Origin of the sequence: Adhaeretor mobilis (genome assembly GCF_007741515.1) — a bacterium.
In the GTDB taxonomy this organism is placed as follows: Bacteria; Planctomycetota; Planctomycetia; order Pirellulales; family Lacipirellulaceae; genus Adhaeretor; species Adhaeretor mobilis.
Genome location: NZ_CP036263.1, coordinates 2,918,700 through 2,937,349 on the forward strand (window position 1 = coordinate 2,918,700; position 18,650 = coordinate 2,937,349).

15 protein-coding genes are annotated in these 18,650 nt (G+C 51.7%); 12 read left to right on the forward strand and 3 right to left on the reverse strand.

The features are described from left to right. Positions 1 to 176 precede the first annotated feature (176 nt). The 3 genes from HG15A2_RS11490 to HG15A2_RS11500 are packed head-to-tail and all read right to left on the reverse strand — an operon-like array spanning position 177 to position 2,948. Positions 177 to 1,163 (reverse strand): S8 family serine peptidase, encoded by a 987-nt coding sequence (locus HG15A2_RS11490; protein WP_145060391.1) that lies wholly within the window; start codon positions 1,161 to 1,163, stop codon positions 177 to 179. Further along, entirely contained in the window at positions 1,160 to 1,957 is a 798-nt protein-coding gene (locus HG15A2_RS11495) for a beta/alpha barrel domain-containing protein (RefSeq protein WP_145060392.1), read from the reverse strand. The genes HG15A2_RS11490 and HG15A2_RS11495 overlap by 4 nt, the downstream gene beginning before the upstream one ends. Further along, on the reverse strand, positions 1,875 to 2,948 hold the full coding sequence (locus HG15A2_RS11500) for a 2-hydroxyacid dehydrogenase (protein WP_145060393.1): 1,074 nt from the start codon (positions 2,946 to 2,948) through the stop codon (positions 1,875 to 1,877). The genes HG15A2_RS11495 and HG15A2_RS11500 overlap by 83 nt, the downstream gene beginning before the upstream one ends. Positions 2,949 to 3,365: 417 nt before the next feature. Between HG15A2_RS11500 and HG15A2_RS11505 the strand changes: the two genes are divergently transcribed. The 12 genes from HG15A2_RS11505 (at position 3,366) to HG15A2_RS11560 (ending at position 18,594) form a co-directional block, all read left to right on the forward strand. Further along, positions 3,366 to 4,439, forward strand: coding sequence for a LamG domain-containing protein (locus tag HG15A2_RS11505; RefSeq protein ID WP_145060394.1), 1,074 nt, complete (start codon positions 3,366 to 3,368; stop codon positions 4,437 to 4,439). A gap of 184 nt (positions 4,440 to 4,623) precedes the next feature. Next, positions 4,624 to 5,598 carry a DUF1559 family PulG-like putative transporter gene (locus HG15A2_RS11510; protein WP_145064029.1) on the forward strand — a complete coding sequence of 325 codons (975 nt, stop codon included), beginning with the start codon at positions 4,624 to 4,626 and terminating at the stop codon, positions 5,596 to 5,598. Positions 5,599 to 5,641: 43 nt separating this feature from the next. Beyond that, entirely contained in the window at positions 5,642 to 6,034 is a 393-nt protein-coding gene (locus HG15A2_RS11515; protein WP_145060395.1) for a hypothetical protein, read from the forward strand. A gap of 62 nt (positions 6,035 to 6,096) precedes the next feature. Continuing rightward, positions 6,097 to 7,083, forward strand: a complete 987-nt coding sequence (locus tag HG15A2_RS11520) for a sialidase family protein (RefSeq protein WP_145060396.1) — start codon at positions 6,097 to 6,099, stop codon at positions 7,081 to 7,083. Between the two features lie 58 nt (positions 7,084 to 7,141). Further along, a complete protein-coding gene (locus HG15A2_RS11525) occupies positions 7,142 to 8,122 on the forward strand; it encodes a sialidase family protein (protein WP_145060397.1) in 981 nt (326 codons plus the stop codon). A gap of 14 nt (positions 8,123 to 8,136) precedes the next feature. After that, a complete protein-coding gene (locus tag HG15A2_RS11530) occupies positions 8,137 to 9,663 on the forward strand; it encodes a sodium:solute symporter family transporter (protein ID WP_218932517.1) in 1,527 nt (508 codons plus the stop codon). Positions 9,664 to 9,693: 30 nt separating this feature from the next. After that, on the forward strand, positions 9,694 to 10,905 hold the full coding sequence (locus tag HG15A2_RS11535; RefSeq protein ID WP_145060399.1) for an AGE family epimerase/isomerase: 1,212 nt from the start codon (positions 9,694 to 9,696) through the stop codon (positions 10,903 to 10,905). A 241-nt stretch (positions 10,906 to 11,146) separates the two neighbouring features. Next, entirely contained in the window at positions 11,147 to 12,229 is a 1,083-nt protein-coding gene (locus HG15A2_RS11540) for a LacI family DNA-binding transcriptional regulator (RefSeq protein WP_218932518.1), read from the forward strand. Positions 12,230 to 12,364: 135 nt separating this feature from the next. Continuing rightward, the gene (locus HG15A2_RS11545) at positions 12,365 to 13,270 is read left to right on the forward strand and encodes a LamG-like jellyroll fold domain-containing protein (RefSeq protein WP_145060401.1); all 906 of its coding nucleotides are present in this window, start codon (positions 12,365 to 12,367) and stop codon (positions 13,268 to 13,270) included. A gap of 163 nt (positions 13,271 to 13,433) precedes the next feature. Next, positions 13,434 to 15,188, forward strand: coding sequence for a LamG-like jellyroll fold domain-containing protein (locus HG15A2_RS11550; RefSeq protein WP_145060402.1), 1,755 nt, complete (start codon positions 13,434 to 13,436; stop codon positions 15,186 to 15,188). 99 nt (positions 15,189 to 15,287) lie between these two features. Beyond that, on the forward strand, positions 15,288 to 15,980 hold the full coding sequence (locus HG15A2_RS11555; RefSeq protein ID WP_145060403.1) for a 3-keto-disaccharide hydrolase: 693 nt from the start codon (positions 15,288 to 15,290) through the stop codon (positions 15,978 to 15,980). A 394-nt stretch (positions 15,981 to 16,374) separates the two neighbouring features. Further along, entirely contained in the window at positions 16,375 to 18,594 is a 2,220-nt protein-coding gene (locus tag HG15A2_RS11560; protein ID WP_218932519.1) for a DNRLRE domain-containing protein, read from the forward strand. Positions 18,595 to 18,650 lie beyond the last annotated feature (56 nt).

Here is an 18,650-nt window from a genome sequence, read left to right on the forward strand (position 1 = left end):
GTTATTCAATTTGCATCTTATGTTGCGGTCCATTTGTCGGCATCTCTCACCTTTGTTTGCTCGGTCCTGGCCTGGATTAGCTTCGCGTTAGGATTGTAATTAAACCTCACGGCATAGAAAGGCTTCCAGAACAATACAGAATGATTCCTCACATGGATTTCGTTCACCGCATGTGCCTACCTAGTCAATACACTTTCAACTGCTGCCTGCAGATCCAAGCGTTTGAAATCGATTTTAGTGGCCGAATCATGCACATCGACACCTGTTCTCTTGAAGATGCTCATCATCGCGTCGGGTAACGTATCGCCATCTTTACTCCACTCGTAACCATTTTTCAAAATTGCCTCTCGCAGAACCATCGAACCGCCGGCAATGATTGCATTCGATGAAGAAGTCGCTCTAGCTGGAACCAGTATGTCGGTGTTTTGAAAACGGTCCAGATAGGCAATGTCTGTGCCGGGCTTAGTGGCCCCGATGGCAAAACAATAGGGCTGGCATGCGGGCCACGAAACGCCCTTCTTGTGATTGTTATTACCACAAGGTGCACTGACCCAAACGTTCAACTCCCGCAGACGCTTTAGTTTCTCATCCACTATCGTTGGGTTCGGCTTGGCATGCGCCTCATCGTCTAGAGCCGAGAGATTGACTGCTGTAATATTGTACTTTTCGTAATGATCGATAATCCATTGTAGGCCCGCGGCCATTGAGCGTGTTTCATCCTTGCGAAGATGGACGACAGTAACTCCTCGCACATGGACAACCGAGTTGTTGTAGGCAACTCCACGTTTTCCTTCAAAGTACATCGATGAAGGAAAGCCAACCGATGTGCCATGATAACCGGGTGGCACGGGTGTGGGATCACTATCTAGATCAATACTGTCATACCCACCAACGACCTTGGGCCCCCAAGGCATCTTGGCTTTCCATTCTGGTGCCTCTAAGTTGCATCCGTCATCCAGAATGGCAAGGCACTGCCCCTTACCCCATGTAAGATTGCCGTCGTATTTTTCCCATAGATTTATCAGGCCGATCTGCTTGAATTCGACCGGACGTACGGGATCACCAACAGTAGTACTATGCGACTGGCCAATTGCTAGACTCGCTAGTTGGCTGTGCACGATTGCAAGCACCATGCATGAATAGAGTGGGATTCTTTCAATCATAGTTGCAACTCTTCAAATGGGTGGTAATGCGGGATGGCCTGAAGGTACTCGTCAAGGCTTCCGTCTAGTGGCATTGGTTGATGTTTGGCACGAGCAGCTGACATTTCGTCGAGAGTCAATCGCATCTCCTTTGCGATCTTCGGTATGTCCGGCCGCTCTTCGAGCTCATCATGGCTATCCCCGAGGATGAATTTCCATCCTGACCCCAAGATGGCGGCTCCAGCTTTGACGTAAGCCTCAATTTTGTCCCGACTTATTCCTGCCGTGATCATTAGAGGCATGAGTCGGTGTAACGCAGGTCCCGTCAAAAGTTCCACACGAAGATGCTCTCCCAGGGGGATAGTATTATAGAGTTTGGCAAAGTGCGCGCCGGATTCGAGCACACGAACCATCTCTGTAGGAGTTTCCACGCCGGGTATAAATAGGTGTGTTTGCGAAACCCGCGCAAGTGTTGCCGATGAAATGGGCATTGCGCTTACAAACCCATGGGCGCCCAGGTCAATCAGCTCGTCGATCGAAGGCATCGAAGGGCGTCGTCGTTTGAGAGAATCCATCAAGGGGCCCTCATCAACAACGCTTCCCACCATCACGAGCAGCTCGGGTAGTTCCTTGCGGATTTGAAAAAGCTCCTCACGAATCCTCGCCCGACGGCAAGTCAATTCGACCACTTTGGCTCCTGCCTGAGCTGCAGCCTCCGCCAATACCATCGCATCAAACCGGTCCTCGACGAAGATGGGAAGGAACCCTTGTTGATGAAGGACTCGGTACTGCTGGGCGAGTGTTGCCGTGGACATGGTGTTTCATTTCCCTTTTGCTGGATTTAGTATTACTGGAGTCAAATTCGTGATCAAAGTAGCTAACTAACTTCTTGGCGGTATGGAGGTACGCGGATGTAAGAGAGTCGGTCGTGACACCTCCAATGTGGGGTGTAATAATCAAATTGTCGTGAGCTCTCGCATACCGGATCATGGGATGTTCCCGCATGTTGTCAGACCATTCGTTGGTCACGACGTCCACTCCTGCCGCATGAAGCGGGCCGTGCTGCAGTGCCTCAATCAACGCCACTTCATCTACAATGGCTCCCCGGCTCGTGTTGACCAGTATTGAACCCGGCTTCATTCGAGACAAAGCGTCGTGGTCTATTAGTCCGTGGTTTTCTTCCGTGAGATGTATGTGAATGCTCAGAACGTCGGAGCGATGCAACAATTCGTCAAATGAGACTATCTCGATTCCTTCATGACTGCTCAAATTCTTATCGCAACCGATGACGTTCATCCGAAATGCCCGGCCGTAGTCTGCCATGATTGTTCCTAGACGTCCGCAACCGAGGATGCCGAGCGTTTTGTACGCGAGTTGGCGGCCAACAAACCGATCACGCTGCCACTGGCCTTCGCGAACTTCAGAAAAAGCCTTAGGCAGACTTCTGGCGCTTGCGAGCATTAGTGCCCAGGCCAACTCGGCAGTTGCCGTGATGCTATCGAGGAACTCCCGATCTTCCTTCAAAGACAGAATGGGAATGCCTTGCGCGGCAGCAGCCTCAAGATCTAGGTGGTCCAAGCCCGTGCTTGATGAGGCTATCACCTTTAAAGACGCTGCAGATTGAAGCAATTCCCGAGTCAATGGCACGTTCAATGTTGCCAGGTACGCATCCGCTTCACGCAGCGACTTCCGAAGCATTGCTTCGGAAGGTTCGATGTAGCGAACCTCGAAAGCCGATTCAAGGTGCTCCCTAACTGCGGGGAAATCGCCTATCGGCGCCGCGCAGACAAGTATGGGGCGCTCCATTTTGCACTTTCCTCATGAAGTGAGACGCAACAGAATATGCACATGCATACACTGCCCTAGGCCCCGAAAAACCAATTAAATTATTTAATGCATTTTTGAATTACAAACATTGACATAAACCAGTTGTAGTTTAGCATGACGTGCATGTCCACCGTCTTCAATTAAAATTGGCGGCGGCCGATCCGGTGCCAACCACCTGCAACCCAAATCGAGGTCACAACGTTCTCTGTAGCAACAAGGAAGTGTGGTCTTTCTCTTGGTGCTGATCGCGCCAGCTAAGAAGTGAAACAATAATAGGAAATTGAGGATCGCGTTTGTGAGTCGTTAACACAATTACCCGTAACCTCCTGAGCGCAATTGCTTCAGAGCGTTTCTGAAGCGTTCAACGGTTGCGACCTTTTCTAGGGAGAGTCAGTGATGATTGACAAGAAGAAGTTTTCTTGGGTGTTTTCTGCGATGATCGTGGGACTATTCTCATCGAGTGCTGCAGCCGAAACGGTCGGACTGTGGACCTTCAACGAGGAGTCCGTGGGCCAAGTCGTCCTTGAGGGAGATCCCATCTTAGACACCAGCGGAAGTGCCAATACACACGATGGCGCAATCTATGCTGACTTCGACGATGATGTGCCCTACGTGGCGGGCAATCCTGGTTCTATGGATGGTGCCGCTCTGCAATTCGAGAGAGGTATAGGAGGGGGGTTTACTGAAGGCATTAACGATTCAGTGGAAGTTCCTGGGCACGCCGATTTTCAATTCAATGCGACCCAATCCATGACCTACGAAACAATGATCCGTACCAGCCAGGTCACTGGCGGACTACCTGATACTGACACGCAGGGTACCGCCCCCCTCATTCAGAATGGGTTTGGGAGCTTTTGGTTAGACGATGACCAACCCGGCAAGGTCATGTTCTCAACCGGCTTCGGGGCTAAACGCGATGCAGAATTCGGCATGGTGGACACCCGAGGCAAGACGTGGAGCACCACGGCCGTCAACGATGACCAGTGGCACCATATTGCGGGCGTTTTCGACGCGACCAGTGAAACAATGCGATTGTACATCGACGGGGTGGAGGAAGCCACGACAGATGTTTCGGCTTGGATCAATGGCACGAGTTGGAGCGAAACCATGGGAGTCGGCGAGGAGGAGTACCTGATCTTCGGCAGCAATGGTACGGGCCGTGCGATTCGAGAGTATGAAGGCGAGATGGACTTTGTGCGCATCACGCGCGACGCCCTCGTTCCTAGCGAATTCTATGGCCTACCCGAGTCCCAGCCTCTCCCTGGTGATTTCGATGGAAACGAAACCGTGGATGGCAATGATTTCCTCGTCTGGCAACAGGATCCTCTGGTAGGCGACTTGACTGACTGGCAAGACAACTACGGGGGAAGTAGTAACCTCACAGCTTCCGTCGGAGCCATTCCTGAGCCGCACTGTTTCGTTCTTGCAGGCATGGCTCTGTTGTCGCTAGCTGGTCGAAGAAAACAATAGCATGCCTGGTGAAGTATTAGAGAACCACCTGACCTCCGGTTCTCGATCGTGGGTTGCGGCAGGAAAGCAGGCCTGCATTGCATTGGGGCAGCATGCCTGCCCCTGCCGTGACCTGTGTTTTAAGCTGAATGAGAATAGGAGCCTTGGCTATTTCTCTCGTGCGATCTAATCATAGGTAGAAAAGATGTCTCTCTTCCTCAGAAGTAAGAAATGCGGTTTCACCCTTGTTGAACTCTTGGTTGTAATCGCAATTATTGGGACGCTTGTGGGCTTACTACTTCCCGCGGTCCAGGCCGCTCGCGAGTCCGCGCGGCGTATTAACTGTGCCAACCGTTTCAAGCAAGCTGGATTGGCCATGCAAAACTACCATGCGGCACTCGGGGAGTTTCCACCTGGGACCCAGTACTATCGAGATGACCAATCAAGAAATTGCGGCGAATGGCCAGCCGAATCCCAAACGCGAGGTTGGAGCTGGAGCGGGTTTATCCTGCCCTATCTTGAGCTTGGCACTTTGTCTGAAAGCATCGACTGGAAACTCCTGGAAGAAGGCTCTGAGAAGAAGTGGGGATTCCTTCATAAGCTGAATTACCCAATCGTTAGCCTGCCAATCGAAGCCTATATTTGCCCCAGCGATCCTCAGGGTGGGGAATTCATCAACGCAACTAGTAACCTGCCGCCCGCAGGGGCAGGCGGCGAGTTCGACGATTGCCGTATGTCGAACATGGCCGGAGTGGCCGATTCCCACCAATGGTTCTGCCGGCGTCAATCCAACTATTGGTATCGTCATAAAGATTTAGTCAATGGTGTGATGGGTAGCGCAGAGGGATGTAGGATCGCAGAGATTAGCGACGGAACTAGCAACACGGTGATGATTGCAGAAATCACCGGACAAGGGCCTGGGACCTACGTAGGCCACTATTGGCCGTCCAAGAATATTATTGACACCGACGACGGAATCAATGGCCCCTACTCTGTGCCGGGGTCGGGTAACCCAGATTCCTTCCAGTTGAATCTAACAGGCCCTTCCAGCTATCACCCTGGTGGATGCCATTTTGCATTTGCTGACGGGAGTATTCGTTTTCTGAATGAAGACATTGCACAAATCACTTTAGATCGATTGGCCAATCGCCTTGACGGAGAGGTAGCATATGCACCTTGAACCCCTGAGGTTAAGGAGTCTATTTATCCTCTCCTTAATACCCTTGATTCTGGGATGTGGTAAAGGAGATGACTTCGCACGTGTCGTTGTCAAAGGCGCGATCACTTTCGAAGAAGTCCCTATTGAGAATGGCATGATCCGATTCGTGCCACTCGCCGGTACCTCAGCACCCGTTTCTGGCTCGGCAATCGTAAACGGCAAGTATCTTGTTGACGCGAAAGGCGGTGTGCCGATCGGGCAATACAAAGTAGAAATCCGCCGGTCTGAAACGCTCAACAAACAGGCAGCTCAGTCAGCTGAAGACAACGACTCGCCTAGCACACCTGTGTCAACTCAGGAAATGCTTCCAGTAAAGTACAACACGAAATCACAATTGGAAATCAGCATTGCGCCTGAGAGCGGTGCGCTCGTCAAGGATTTTCACTTGACTCGATAGAGCTGGTTAAATCGATACCAATTGCTCTGTCTCACTCCAAAGCACTCCCAGAGAAAACACCAATGGTTGTCCTGCACAAGCTCCCGGCCTTGTTAACATTAGTCCTAATCGGCCTGCTCCTCGAAGTTGGCCATGCCAACGAACTGCCAGCAAAACCAACTTCGGTCGAGAAAATTTTCGCCGATGGCAAACACAATGCTTTCACCGCCTTCAGGCGATGGAACAATGAGTATTGGCTCGCATTTCGGAGGGGCGGTAGTCACCACGCGTTCAATGGTGAAATTGTCCTCTTGCGCTCCTCGGATGCTGTGAAGTGGGAGGAAGCCTCACGTTTCAACTTCATCACTGACGATCGCGATCCACAGCTAGTTGCCACGCCCGAACGACTGTTTCTTTACAGTCCCGGCAAAGACAAGTCCGACCGGATGTGGAGTTTTGTGACGTACACCGACGATGGCCAAAACTGGAGTAAGCCACAGAAGGTTTACAAGGACCAATATATTTTCTGGAAACCGATCGTGAAGAATGGTCGTTTCTATGCAACAGCCCACAAACGAGCTGCCCCCAAAGAGCGTGAAGTGCATTTGATAACTTCCACCGATGGCATCAATTGGGAGAAGATTTCAACCATCAGTGCCGGCAACTCGGAAAGTGAGACTACTCTCTGGTTTGCTCCTGACGATACCCTCACGGCATTTCGCCGCACGAAGCACAGCATGACCGGTCATATTCTTGAAGCTTCTCCGCCTTATAAGAATTGGAGCAAAGAGATACGTCCAGCTGGCGTCCACTTGGCGGGCCATTGTATTCATACTATTGCCGGCACGAATTATCTGATCTCGCGAACTGATGAAGAACGCACGATGATTTACACCTATGAGAATGGTGCTCTAACGCCTTATGCCGCATTGCCGTCGGGGGGAGACTGCTCCTATGCCGAAGTAGTCCAAGCGGGTGACGACATGCTCGTCAGCTACTATTCCACTCACGAAGGCGACACCAATATTTATCTTGCACGTGTGCCGCTTAAGTCCCGGGTGTCACCGTAGACCAACTGTTAATTGGTTAAGACCAACTCTGCCCTCCACTCCCGGAAAACCCCTCATTATGACGTACAAGTTCCCAGCTTTGTTATTGCTGGCGTTTGGTGGTTTGTTCCTCGAAGGCAGTCATGCCAATGATCTACCAGCAAAACCAACTTCGGTTGAGAAAATTTTCGCCGATGGCAAACACAATGCTTTCACCGCCTTCAGGCGATGGAACAATGAGTATTGGCTCGCATTTCGGAGGGGCGGTAGTCACCACACGTACGATGGGGATATTGTCCTTTTGCGCTCCTCAGATGCTGTGAATTGGGAAGAGGCCTCACGATTCAACATTACCGCTGATGACCGTGATCCGCAGCTAATTGCCACGCCCGAACGACTATTCCTTTACAGCCACAGCAAAGACAAGTCCAACCGGATATGGAGTTTTGTGACGTACACTGACGATGGGCAAAACTGGAGTAAGCCACAGAAGGTTTATCAGGACCAATATCTTTTCTGGAAACCGATCACAGAAAACGGTCGCCATTACGCCACCGCCCACAAGAAAACAGTCCCCAAAGAGCGTGAAGTGCATTTGATAACTTCCACCGATGGCATCAATTGGGAGAAGATTTCAACCATCAGTGCCGGCAACTCGGAAAGTGAGACCACTCTCTGGTTTGCTCCTGACGATACCCTCACGGCATTTCGCCGTACCAAGCACAGCATGACCGGCCATATTCTTGAAGCTTCTCCGCCTTATAAGAATTGGGGCAAAGAGATACGTCCAGCTGGCGTCCACTTGGCGGGCCATTGTATTCATACTATTGCCGGCACGAATTATCTGATCTCGCGGACTGATGAAGAACGCACGATGATTTACACCTATGAGAATGGTGCTCTAACGCCTTATGCCGCATTGCCGTCGGGGGGAGACTGCTCCTATGCCGAAGTAGTCCAAGCGGGTGACGACATGCTCGTCAGCTACTATTCTTCCCACGAAGGCGACACCAATATCTATCTTGCACGTGTGCCGCTTAAGACACAAATTGAACCGTAACCCAAAGGTAGTTCGTGCCAGTTGACAAGACTATCTCTACGCTACAATGGCCTGACTGGCTTGTTATAGCGGCCTACGTATTCACGGTATTGGCGGTTGGTTGGTATTTCTCGAGGAGATCGACCTCTTCCGACGACTACCTGCTCGGTGGCCGGCAAATGAAGTGGTATAACCTGGGCATTTCGCTCTTCGCGACGATGCTCAGCGCCGTTACCTACTTGGCGCTGCCCGGCGAGATGATTCTCTACGGTCCTATTTTCGTTCTAGGCAAAGTGGCGGCTTATCCCCTCGTTGCAATCATCGTTGGTTGGTGGATCATCCCGCGAATCATGGAATTGGAGGTGACTAGTGCGTACGAAATACTTGAGATGCGCCTCGGCTTGAGCGTGCGAATGCTAGGTTCCATCTTCTTTCTGTCGTTGCGGCTAATGTGGATGGCACTCGTTGTCTATGCAACCGCGTCGATTGTATTGGTTCCCCTATTGGGTGTGGAAGAATCGGCCACACCTTTCTTGTGTGTCGTTCTTGGCGCAATAACGATCGCTTACACATCACTAGGTGGTCTAAGAGCGGTGGTGGCGACAGATGTCTTGCAAAGCGTGATTCTCTTTGGCGGAGCATTGCTTTCGTTGGGAGTAATCACCTACCACTTTGGAGGGATTGGCGCCTGGTGGCCAGAACAGTGGCCCACCCAGTGGCCGGATCCTAGCTGGGGATACGATCCCGATCCCAAGGCACGGACCTTTAGCGGCGCACTGATCGCCACACTTGTTTGGTATGTCTGTACGCAAGGTTCCGATCAAATGGTTCTCCAGAGATTTCTTGCCAACCGTGATGTGAAGACGGCAAGACGAACCCTTTTTACAGCACTCGTGGCTAGTGCCGTAACGTGCGGTCTACTTTCCATTGTAGGGCTAGCCGTCTGGTCCTATTTCCAGGCTAACGCAACTTCTGTCGCAGCTTCTGAGTCGCTCTTGGAACGGGCCGACCAACTCTTTCCTCAGTTTGTGATGACCGCCTTGCCGACTGGCCTGCGCGGATTAGTGATTGCCGGGCTCCTGGCAGTGGCTATGTCGAGCCTCTCCTCTGGAGTGAACTCTTCCTGTTCGGTAATCAAGGTCGACTTCATAGATCGCCTAAGGCTCTCGCGCAGGGGCTCCGCACGGCATGAGATTAATCAGATGAGGTGGATTTCAATAGCAGTCGGTGCGATCGTAGTTTTGCTTAGTTCAGGCGTCGGTATTGTTAAAGGGAATTTGTTGGCTGTTGCGTTTAAGGTTTGCAACTTATTAACTGCTCCGCTTTTCGGGCTCTTCTTTATGGCGATATTCGTCCGGGGAGCCACCGTAACAGGAACTCACCTGGGAACAGCTTGCGGCTTAGCAGTGATCGTAGCAGTGAATTTCAGTGAGGAGATCACGGGCCATCCAGGCATCAATTTCCTTTGGGCGATGCCGTTGGGCTTGGTCGTACAAATCACCGTGGGAATCGTCGTTTCTCGGTGTTTTCCAAAAACCTCCTCTCCACAATCAAACGAATAGTCTGCTGAGAAACCCACTCCGAAATAATCAATGCTCCCAAATCACCCCAGCAACGACCTGCCCCAATTACGAGACTTCCTAGGCAAGCACCTGCTCGACTCGGTTATTCCGTTTTGGTTTCAACATGCCGTCGACGATGCTGGTGGCCTGAATACCTGCATTCGTGACGATGGCTCGCTCATTAATCGTGACAAATATCTCTGGAGCCAGTGGCGTGCAGTCTGGGTCTACAGCAAGCTCTATAACCAAATCGAGAAAAAACAACAGTGGCTCGATTTGGCCGAACACATCTACGATTTTGCTTCGAGTTATGGCTGGGACGAGGACTTCGGTGGTTGGCGGCTCCAGCTTGCCTATGATGGCAGCGTTCTGCAGGGCTGCGACAGCTGTTATGTCGATGCCTTTGCCATCTATGGTTTGACCGAATTCGCCAAAGCAAGCGGACGTGAGGAACCACTCGCATTGGCGCGCAAGACGGCAGATAACGCCCTGCGGCGATTGGCACTCCCCCATGACAAAATCCCACATGCTCCCTATCCAATACCGCCCAATGCCCGAGTCCATGGGGTGCCGATGATCTTTGGGCTGATTATCTGGGAGTTGGGCTGCCTGCTCGAAGAACCGCGCTATAAGGATGCTGCTCTGGCGATGTCAGACGACATCTTCAATAATTTCGTCCGTCCAGAGCGGAACCTGCTTCTGGAGCGCATAGGCGCTGACAACAGCGAGTATCCAGCGCCACTGGGTACGGCGGTCGTGCCCGGTCACGTCATAGAAGACATGTGGTTCCAGATCCACATCGCGGGAAGTGTCGGCGATTCGGAGAGAGTACAAGAGGCCTGTCAATTACTGAAACGCCATGTCGAAATTGGCTGGGATAAAAAGCACGGCGGTTTGCTTCTGGCTGTTGACGCAAACGGAGCAAACGAAGTTGGCTGGGAGTTTCATAGTACGAAACTATGGTGGCCGCATACTGAGGCCCTCTATGGTCTGCTGTTGGCCTATGAACAAACACGTGATCGCGAATACCTGGATTGGTACGATCAGATCCACCAGTACAGTTTCGATCACTTCCCTGATCCCAAGCATGGCGAGTGGATTCAAAAACTCGATCGTGCCGGCAAACCTATCACAGACGTGGTCTGCTTGCCGGTGAAGGACCCGTTTCATCTTCCCCGCGCATTGATTTTGAGCCTCGAAGTTCTCGACCGGCTGAATGCTGTGCCGCTTACCAATAAATGAGCAACAATCCGATGAGCACGACTGCACTTCTCGCTGCTTTTGAGTCAGGGGCGAAAGAGGCACGTCTAAATCATGGGTTGGGGGTAGCTTATAAAATCACTCCCAAAGTACCACGATCGACACTCCAGAGACGTATATGCATGCACCTCCTGGGGTGTTACCGTTGAATTACTTGAACTAATTCCGATGCTTTTGAATTACAAACGTTGACAAGCTCTCATTGCAGTTTAGGATGGCACGTATGCCCACGGTCTCTAAAAAAAATGGTCCCGAAGAACTGGCCGAGCAGCTTATTCAAGACATTCGGCGTCGCAGGCTAGGGGTCGATGACCCTTATTATACCGATGCTGAAGCTAGTCGCATGCTCGGTGTCAGCACCACGATGGCGCACCGGGCCATGCGAGTCTTAGCAGACCAGCAAGTGATTAAACGGCGAGGCCGCGCAGGAACCTTCATTTCGGCAGATTTCGGAGGTAAGACACGTTCAAGAATACGCACCGCCTACGTGCTCATGCGAGCGGAATGGGAGGAGATGGGCTATCAGGCCTATGCTTCAATCATCTCAGGTATCCGCAGTTCACTGCCAGAGACGAATGTGCAGTTCAGCTTTGTCCCCGTGGTGGATCCTGGAAGATACACACGGGAGTTAATAGCATCGGCAAAGGCTCAAGGCGAGGCAGTTGGGTTTGTGGCCATGAGTTGCCGCCGAGCTGTCTATCTTGAGTTGGCCGAGTCAGGCATGCCGACCATCGTTTCAGGAATGCTTTATCCTGGCGTTCCGACGCTGCCTTCTTTGGATAATGATCCGAAAACCGCCGGTCATTTGCTTGCAAGGCATTTGTTAGACCGGGGACATCGGCAACTGCTGTTGGTTTATTCCATGGAGATGCGACCGGGAAACAATGCCTTATTCGATGGCATCAGCGAGGAATTAACCAAAGCCAAGCTGCCACACAACAGTTTGCTGCTTCGTTGTGTCCCTAACGATTCTCGAGGTTTCACGGCAACAGTTGCGGAGGCGCTGGCGCGTGATGTTCATCCGACTGGAGTGATCTGCCCGGGCCTATTCGCCGCCGACATGGTAACGGAAGCGATTGCCGGCCTGAATTCCAAGGCGGTAAACAAAATCGAAGTCGCAGCAGTCGCTGCCAGCGTAGATGATCTGGAGAAGCCAAGGCCTTACTGGTACGCCCGTATCAAAGCGGATAAGGAAGAGCGAGCAGGTCTACTGGGGCAAATGTTAGCTCGCGTTGCTCAAGGCGAAATCTTGGAGCCTCATGAACAGAGGATCACTATGCCCCTGATGCTCGTTGAACCGGCATGAGATGCCATAGCAATCGGAACCTGAGGAGAGCGTTTGTAAATCACAGAACATTTTCCGCAACCTATCGAAGGTAATTGTTTCAGAGCGTTTCTGGATATCGGAATGGTTGCGATCTTTTCAAGGGAGGACTGACTAATGAGAAGTAATAAGAGGGTTTTATGGGTGCTGACTGCGATGATCGCAGGGTTACTTTCGTCGAATGCTGTTGCTGCGACGGTTGGGCTGTGGACTTTCAATGAGAAGGCCGTGGGCCAAGTAGGCAGTGACGGAGATTCCGTCCTGGACACCAGTGGAAGTGCCAACGTACACAACGGCACGATTTTCACCGATGCCGGTGATAACGTTCCCTATGTAGCTGGCAGCCCCACTGCTACAGATGGGCCCGCCTTGCAACTAGAGAGAGGCACCGGCACAACCGGCTCCGGCATCTCTGATCGAGTCGAGCTTGCAGGGCATGCCGATTTCACCTACTCGAACTCCGATAGCTTTACGATGGAGATACTGTTTGCAAGCGACCAGGTTGTTGGAGGGGCTGGGGGCAATGGAACAGGCCCGCTAGTAACCGGGATTGGCACTTTTTGGCTTGATGACGACACGGAAGGTAAAATCATGTTTTCAAGCGGCTTTGGAACCAAGGTCGATGGCGATTCAGGCGGCACAGACACCCGTGGCAAAACTTGGAGTACCACATTCGTCAATGACGGCGAGTGGCATCATGTAGCGGCTGTCTTTGACGGTACAGCTCAAGAGTCGCGGGTCTACGTAGATGGGATCCTTGAAGGTACGACGGACTGGTCGGCCTGGGCAGGGAATGCTTCCTATAGTGGGACTCAGGGGACTGGCAATGGTGGCACGCTCTACTTCGGCGCAACCTCGCAAGATCTCGCTATCCGTGAGCTCGATGCAAGCGTCGACTTTGTACGTTTCAGCAATGAGGCTCTCTCGCCAGAGAACTTTTACAACCCTGTCCCCGAGCCTAGTACGTTGATTTTGTGCCTAGTCTTGGGCGTGGCAGGGAATGTCGTCCGTAAACGCGGATAGTTAGATTTGTCCGATCCAGCATATTTCAGCGAGGGGCCGCCCGCCCTAGAGTGTAGGGCGGCGGCTTCTCTCAAGTGGTGCACGATCAGTGTCTTCATCAACGTGTTAAAGAAATACTGTGCCGACTCTCGTCGGATTGCGGCCAACAGGGAGAAGCCTTCTAGTGAAACTACGTAAAATACATTTCAACTTGCTTGTCATACCATTGGTACTGTTCTCCGCTACGAGTACGCATGCCCAAGAGGACTGGTGGGGCCCCTATGCGCCAGCTTCCATTGATCCCGAACTTCCCAATGTGCTCATCATTGGCGACTCGATTTCAGGCGGTGCTCAAGGGTACTTGTATGAAGTACGCAATAACTTGGCCCGTCGGGCCAATGTCTTCCAAAGCAACATCACCAGGCGTACGTCTTATGCCCTCGACGAATGGCCAAATGTTCTGAATGACCATACCGATTGGGACGTGATCCACTTCAATTGGGGGTTGCATGATCTCGAATACGAAGCCGGTTCTTACCATGTTCCGATTGCTGACTACACCGATAATCTCGATGGCGTTGGCAACATCATAGATCGTTTCGAAGGCATCGTTAATGCGAATGGCGAGAGCCCTGTCTTGCTTTGGGCGTCTACCACTCCAGTCCCTTCCGGAGTGTCAGTAACCCAGGGGACAGAAGGACGAAGCAATGACGATGTCATCGCCTACAACACGGCCGCGGCAACGATTATGAACAGCCGAGGGATTTCAATTACAGATTTGTACGCAGGAGTTGATACGCACAGTAATCCGGAGCTTCTTTTTAGAAGCTATCCCGACAACGTGCACTTTACGAATTCTGGCGCTAACTTTGGAAATACATTTCTCGGGGGCTTGGTAACTACAGCCATTGATCCTTACGTGCCCGAAGCTCCTATGCTTATGGAGGGCGTGGTTGGGCTCTGGACATTTAACGAGAAGTCAGTAGGCCAAGTTGGCAGCGACGGCGATCCCGTCCTGGATACTAGTGGAAACACCTACGTACACAACGGCACGATCATCGCCGATATCAGCGATGACATCCCCTACGTTGCAGGGAACCCGGCTGCTATGGATGGGGCCGCCTTGCGGTTCGAGAGAGGGCTAGGCGGCGGTTCCACAGAAGGGATTAACGATTCAGTGGAAGTCCCTGGAGATGTAGACTTTCAGTTCAATGCCAACCAATCCTTTACTTACGAAACGATGATCCGTACCACCCAAGTAACCGGCGGTCCGGCCGGTAGCGATACTCAAGGCGCAGCCCCCTTGGTCCAGGCCGCAACGGGAAACTTCTGGATCGACGATGACCAACCGGGCAAGGTAATGTTCTCACCTGGATTCGGGACCAAGAATGATGCCGAATTCAGTGGGGCGGATACGAGAGCCAAGACGTGGAGCACGACAGCAGTCAATGATGATGAGTGGCACCATATTGCAGGTGTCTTCGACGCGGCTACTGAAATGGTGCGATTGTATATCGACGGTGTAGAGGAAGGCGCTACAGACGTTTCGGCTTGGATTAATGGCGCGAGTTGGAGCGGCACTGTAGGAGCCGGCGCGGACGAGTACCTAACTTTTGGTAGTACTGGTCAGGGCACTGCTATTCGAGAGTTTGAAGGCGATATGGATTTCGTTCGCATCTCTCGCGGTGCACTTCTACCCACCGAGTTCTACGGCCTGTCCCAGCCTGTCCTTGGTGATTTCGATGGAAACGAAATCGTAGATGGCAATGATTTCCTTGTCTGGCAGCGAGATCCGCTGACGGGCAACTTAGGAGATTGGCAAGATCACTACGGGGAGAGCAGTAGCATCACCGTTTCCTCTGGGGCCGTCCCTGAGCCGAGCTGTTTCATCCTCACGGGGATGGCTCTGTTGTCTCTGGGGTTTTCGAGAAAACGCTAGTCTTGCCTGCTGAATACTTTAGGGGTGATGCCGAGTTCTGCTATCTTACCCGATGCCGGTGTCCGCAGGTTTCTGAAAAATAGAAAGCGAAGGTAACTAATGTTGAGAACGAGCTTGCAACTGGCGCTGGTGGTTGGAATCATGAGCGGTCTTGCAGACTGCTCAGTTGCAGCCGAACAGCTTAAGACCAATACACCTCCTGAGGGCTTTCGAGCGCTCTTTAACGGGAAAGACTTGGATGGCTGGAAAGGATTGGTAGGGTCACCCAAGTCGCGTCCAAAAATGAGTGCAGACGAACTCGCTAAGGCTCAAGTCAAGGCCGATGCAAAAATGCGTAAGCACTGGACAGTAGTTGATGGAATATTGGTTTTTGATGGGAAAGGTGACAGCTTATGTACGGTGAAGGACTACCGCGATTTCGAACTCTTCGTAGATTTCAAGCTCCTTACCATGGGAGACAGTGGGATCTATCTCCGCGGTACTCCTCAAGTTCAAATCTGGGATCCTAAAAAGCGGAACTGCGGTTCCGGAGGACTACATAACAATCAGAAACATCCCAACAAGCCTTTGGTCAGGGCAGACAAACCGATTGGCGAGTGGAATACTCTCCGCATTCTTATGGTCGGGGAGTTAGTAACCGTGTGGCTCAACGGAGAGCTGGTTGTTGACAAGACCGTTATGGAAAATTTTTGGGAGCGGGACAAGCCAATCTATCCGACCGGTCAGATTGAATTGCAGAACCACGGCAACGACCTGTACTTCCGCAATATCTATATCAAAGAGCTTGAGTAAAACGGCATCCGAACATACTTAACTGCCTCGCCACGCCGGTAGTTCTCAACTTCATGGCAACTTTCACGAAAATGTAATTGAAGTTGTCAGAGCGGAATTTGAGACAATCAAGATTGTGGCAAAGGGTCGGATGCAGGGCTGCCCGTGAAGCAGCAATCGCTAACTCACGCATCCGATTGCGCGCAAATTGTAAGATTCGAACTGCATGCAAGACGACTGCAGAGTCTTTGCATGGCCATAAAAGCAATTGATAAGTTAGAACGTGACACGTCATCAGGATGCCCTGTTGCAGTTGAACTAAGTTTGCAACGTGAACGCTGTTAGGCACACGGGAGGATGTAAGTTGAGATCAAGAATGAGGGCGAATTATTTGGCGATCTGGCTGGCCTCATGGATGATTGCTGCACTAGCCAGCCCGGCTCCGGCCACGATAGCGATGTTTCGACAGGGAGAGAATGGTTACTCACGTGGCCTCGACACGTTCGTTCGCCGTGACTACAGCCGGCAAGAGTACAACTACGGCGGCGGTGTGGATCTTTCTATACAATCTTCCGGCGGTCCGGTGCCTGTAAGACAGGCCTTGGTTAATTTTCAAGATGTTTTTGGCATAGGGCCTGGCCAGGTGGCCGCGGGAAAGAAACTCACCGGTGCCACTTTGCGAATGAAACTGCGTACCGATTTGATTCCTGGCAGTGCCGCCAAGACGCTATTCGTTTCCCCTACGCTGATCGAAATACCGAATTACGGTTCCAGCTATCGACTTGCCAGCCACGGGGAGGTCACTTGGAAACAACGTGAGCATCTGAGAGCCGGCTGGGGGATTGCCGGGACGGAGTTGGTCAACGGTCCGGTGATCGAAGAAGACTACGATAGCAATCGGACCGTGAGCCAGAGCTATTATAACAGCGATTTGGGCACCTTCATTGACATTGATGTGACAGATATTGTGATGGAATGTTACAACGGGACGCTTAGTAATCTGGGTTTCACCATTCGGCCTGATTCCGGCGGATATGCTGCCGGCTCCTTTCATTCCAATGAGTTTGAGACGGTAGCAGATCGCCCACAACTGGAGGTCTCCTACCTAGATCCAGTCGCCTCGGTTGCGCGTCCTGGTTTCGGGAAGCAGTGGGTGCGTAGGAATCCGTTCACATTGGGAGCATTAACCCAGACGCCCACATTAGTGGATGGTCCCACTTATCGTGGTGCGGGGCTGAACACATTCTTGGCTTGGAAGCGTCCGGACGAACTACTGCCGATTGCCGTCGGTGAGGGGCTGCCATGGCAATTTCATGTCAGTGAAGCAAGCCTTACTGCCGATGTGATTAATGAGATTTCAGAGTCAATAACGAACTTCGCAGGTAACAACGGTTGGCTGGTCAATGACGAACCATCATTCCTCCAAATGGCAGGCACCGCAGACATCGTCAACTACCTAAAGCACAATAGTCCCAAGGCGCTCGTCTATACCAACGCCTTTCCCATTGGCGGAGATTCAGCGACTTATTACGGCAACAATTCAAACCCCGGATATAAGTACTCGGACTACCTTAATGACATCATGACGCGTGTACAGCCCGACGTCCTTATGTTTGACCTGTATCCGTTTAATGCAGCAAAAGTACATGCTGACCTCTACTACAACAATTTGCTGACCATTTGTCACGTAGCACAAACGTACGATGTGCCCTATTGGGCGTTCATTCAAGCCTATGAAAAAATCGATGCACCCAACCTGCGGCGACTATCGAGTGAATCGGACCTGCGATTTCAGATGTTCACCATGCTGACTGCTGGGTTTAAGGGCTTCCACTACTTTGGATATGACCTGGGAGGGTGGCGTGCACTAATCGATTCGTCGGATGGAAGTACGACGTCACTTTACGATGCGGCAGCCCCTGCAAACGCCGAAGTCCAAATGCTAGGGGCTGCGTTACGTTTTCTGGAAAGTACCGATGTACGGTACATCCCGAATAGTGGCCAAACTCCACAAGGAGGTATGCCATCCTGGTCGTTCGGTGCCGGTGACGATCTCCTGATCACAGACGTAGACATCGATGGAGCACCTGTCGAAAAATGGAAAGATGGGGTGATCGGTTTCTTCACGGATGATGACGGCGAGAAGTATTTTATGATTACGAATGCCTTTCACGGCGCTGACATGAGCGCAGCTGATGCGCTGTTGGATTTTAGAATAGAATTTGATCCCGGCGTTACTGAAGTCCTCAGCCTGAATCGTATCACGGGCGAACAGGAGGTCTTGCCACTAGGTGCAGACAATATACTTCGCCTTGCTTTGCCAGGGGGTACGGGAATGCTCTTCAAGTACAACACGGGCAAAGGTTTTCAGCTCAATGTAGCTGACTTTACCAGTGACGGCGTCGTCGATGGAGCGGACCTTGTAGATTGGCAACGCGGCTATGGCTTCAACGGTGATTCGGATGCCAATGGGGATGGAATCTCAGGCGGTGCCGACTTTCTAATTTGGCAACGCAATCTTACCGATGTATCACCGCTAAGCCAGCACGCAACTGTGCCAGAACCTTCCTTGTTGTTGTTCGTTGGATGGTTGGGCTTGGCTATCAGCGACAACCGCCGCAAGTTGACGATCTAACACAACCTCGCAATTTGTCGGCTGCAATAACGGCTTACGAAATGAAATCAATCATT

Excerpts from the sequence above, each read along its gene's own strand:
- HG15A2_RS11535 (WP_145060399.1), top strand. The coding sequence starts at position 9,694 with ATGCTCCCAAATCACCCCAGCAACGACCTGCCCCAATTACGAGACTTC.
- HG15A2_RS11500 (WP_145060393.1), bottom strand. The coding sequence starts at position 2,948 with ATGGAGCGCCCCATACTTGTCTGCGCGGCGCCGATAGGCGATTTCCCC.
- HG15A2_RS11555 (WP_145060403.1), top strand. The coding sequence starts at position 15,288 with ATGTTGAGAACGAGCTTGCAACTGGCGCTGGTGGTTGGAATCATGAGC.
- HG15A2_RS11510 (WP_145064029.1), top strand. The coding sequence starts at position 4,624 with ATGTCTCTCTTCCTCAGAAGTAAGAAATGCGGTTTCACCCTTGTTGAA.
- HG15A2_RS11545 (WP_145060401.1), top strand. The coding sequence starts at position 12,365 with ATGAGAAGTAATAAGAGGGTTTTATGGGTGCTGACTGCGATGATCGCA.
- HG15A2_RS11490 (WP_145060391.1), bottom strand. The coding sequence starts at position 1,163 with ATGATTGAAAGAATCCCACTCTATTCATGCATGGTGCTTGCAATCGTG.
- HG15A2_RS11540 (WP_218932518.1), top strand. The coding sequence starts at position 11,147 with ATGCCCACGGTCTCTAAAAAAAATGGTCCCGAAGAACTGGCCGAGCAG.
- HG15A2_RS11525 (WP_145060397.1), top strand. The coding sequence starts at position 7,142 with ATGACGTACAAGTTCCCAGCTTTGTTATTGCTGGCGTTTGGTGGTTTG.
- HG15A2_RS11505 (WP_145060394.1), top strand. The coding sequence starts at position 3,366 with ATGATTGACAAGAAGAAGTTTTCTTGGGTGTTTTCTGCGATGATCGTG.
- HG15A2_RS11495 (WP_145060392.1), bottom strand. The coding sequence starts at position 1,957 with ATGTCCACGGCAACACTCGCCCAGCAGTACCGAGTCCTTCATCAACAA.
- HG15A2_RS11520 (WP_145060396.1), top strand. The coding sequence starts at position 6,097 with ATGGTTGTCCTGCACAAGCTCCCGGCCTTGTTAACATTAGTCCTAATC.
- HG15A2_RS11560 (WP_218932519.1), top strand. The coding sequence starts at position 16,375 with ATGATTGCTGCACTAGCCAGCCCGGCTCCGGCCACGATAGCGATGTTT.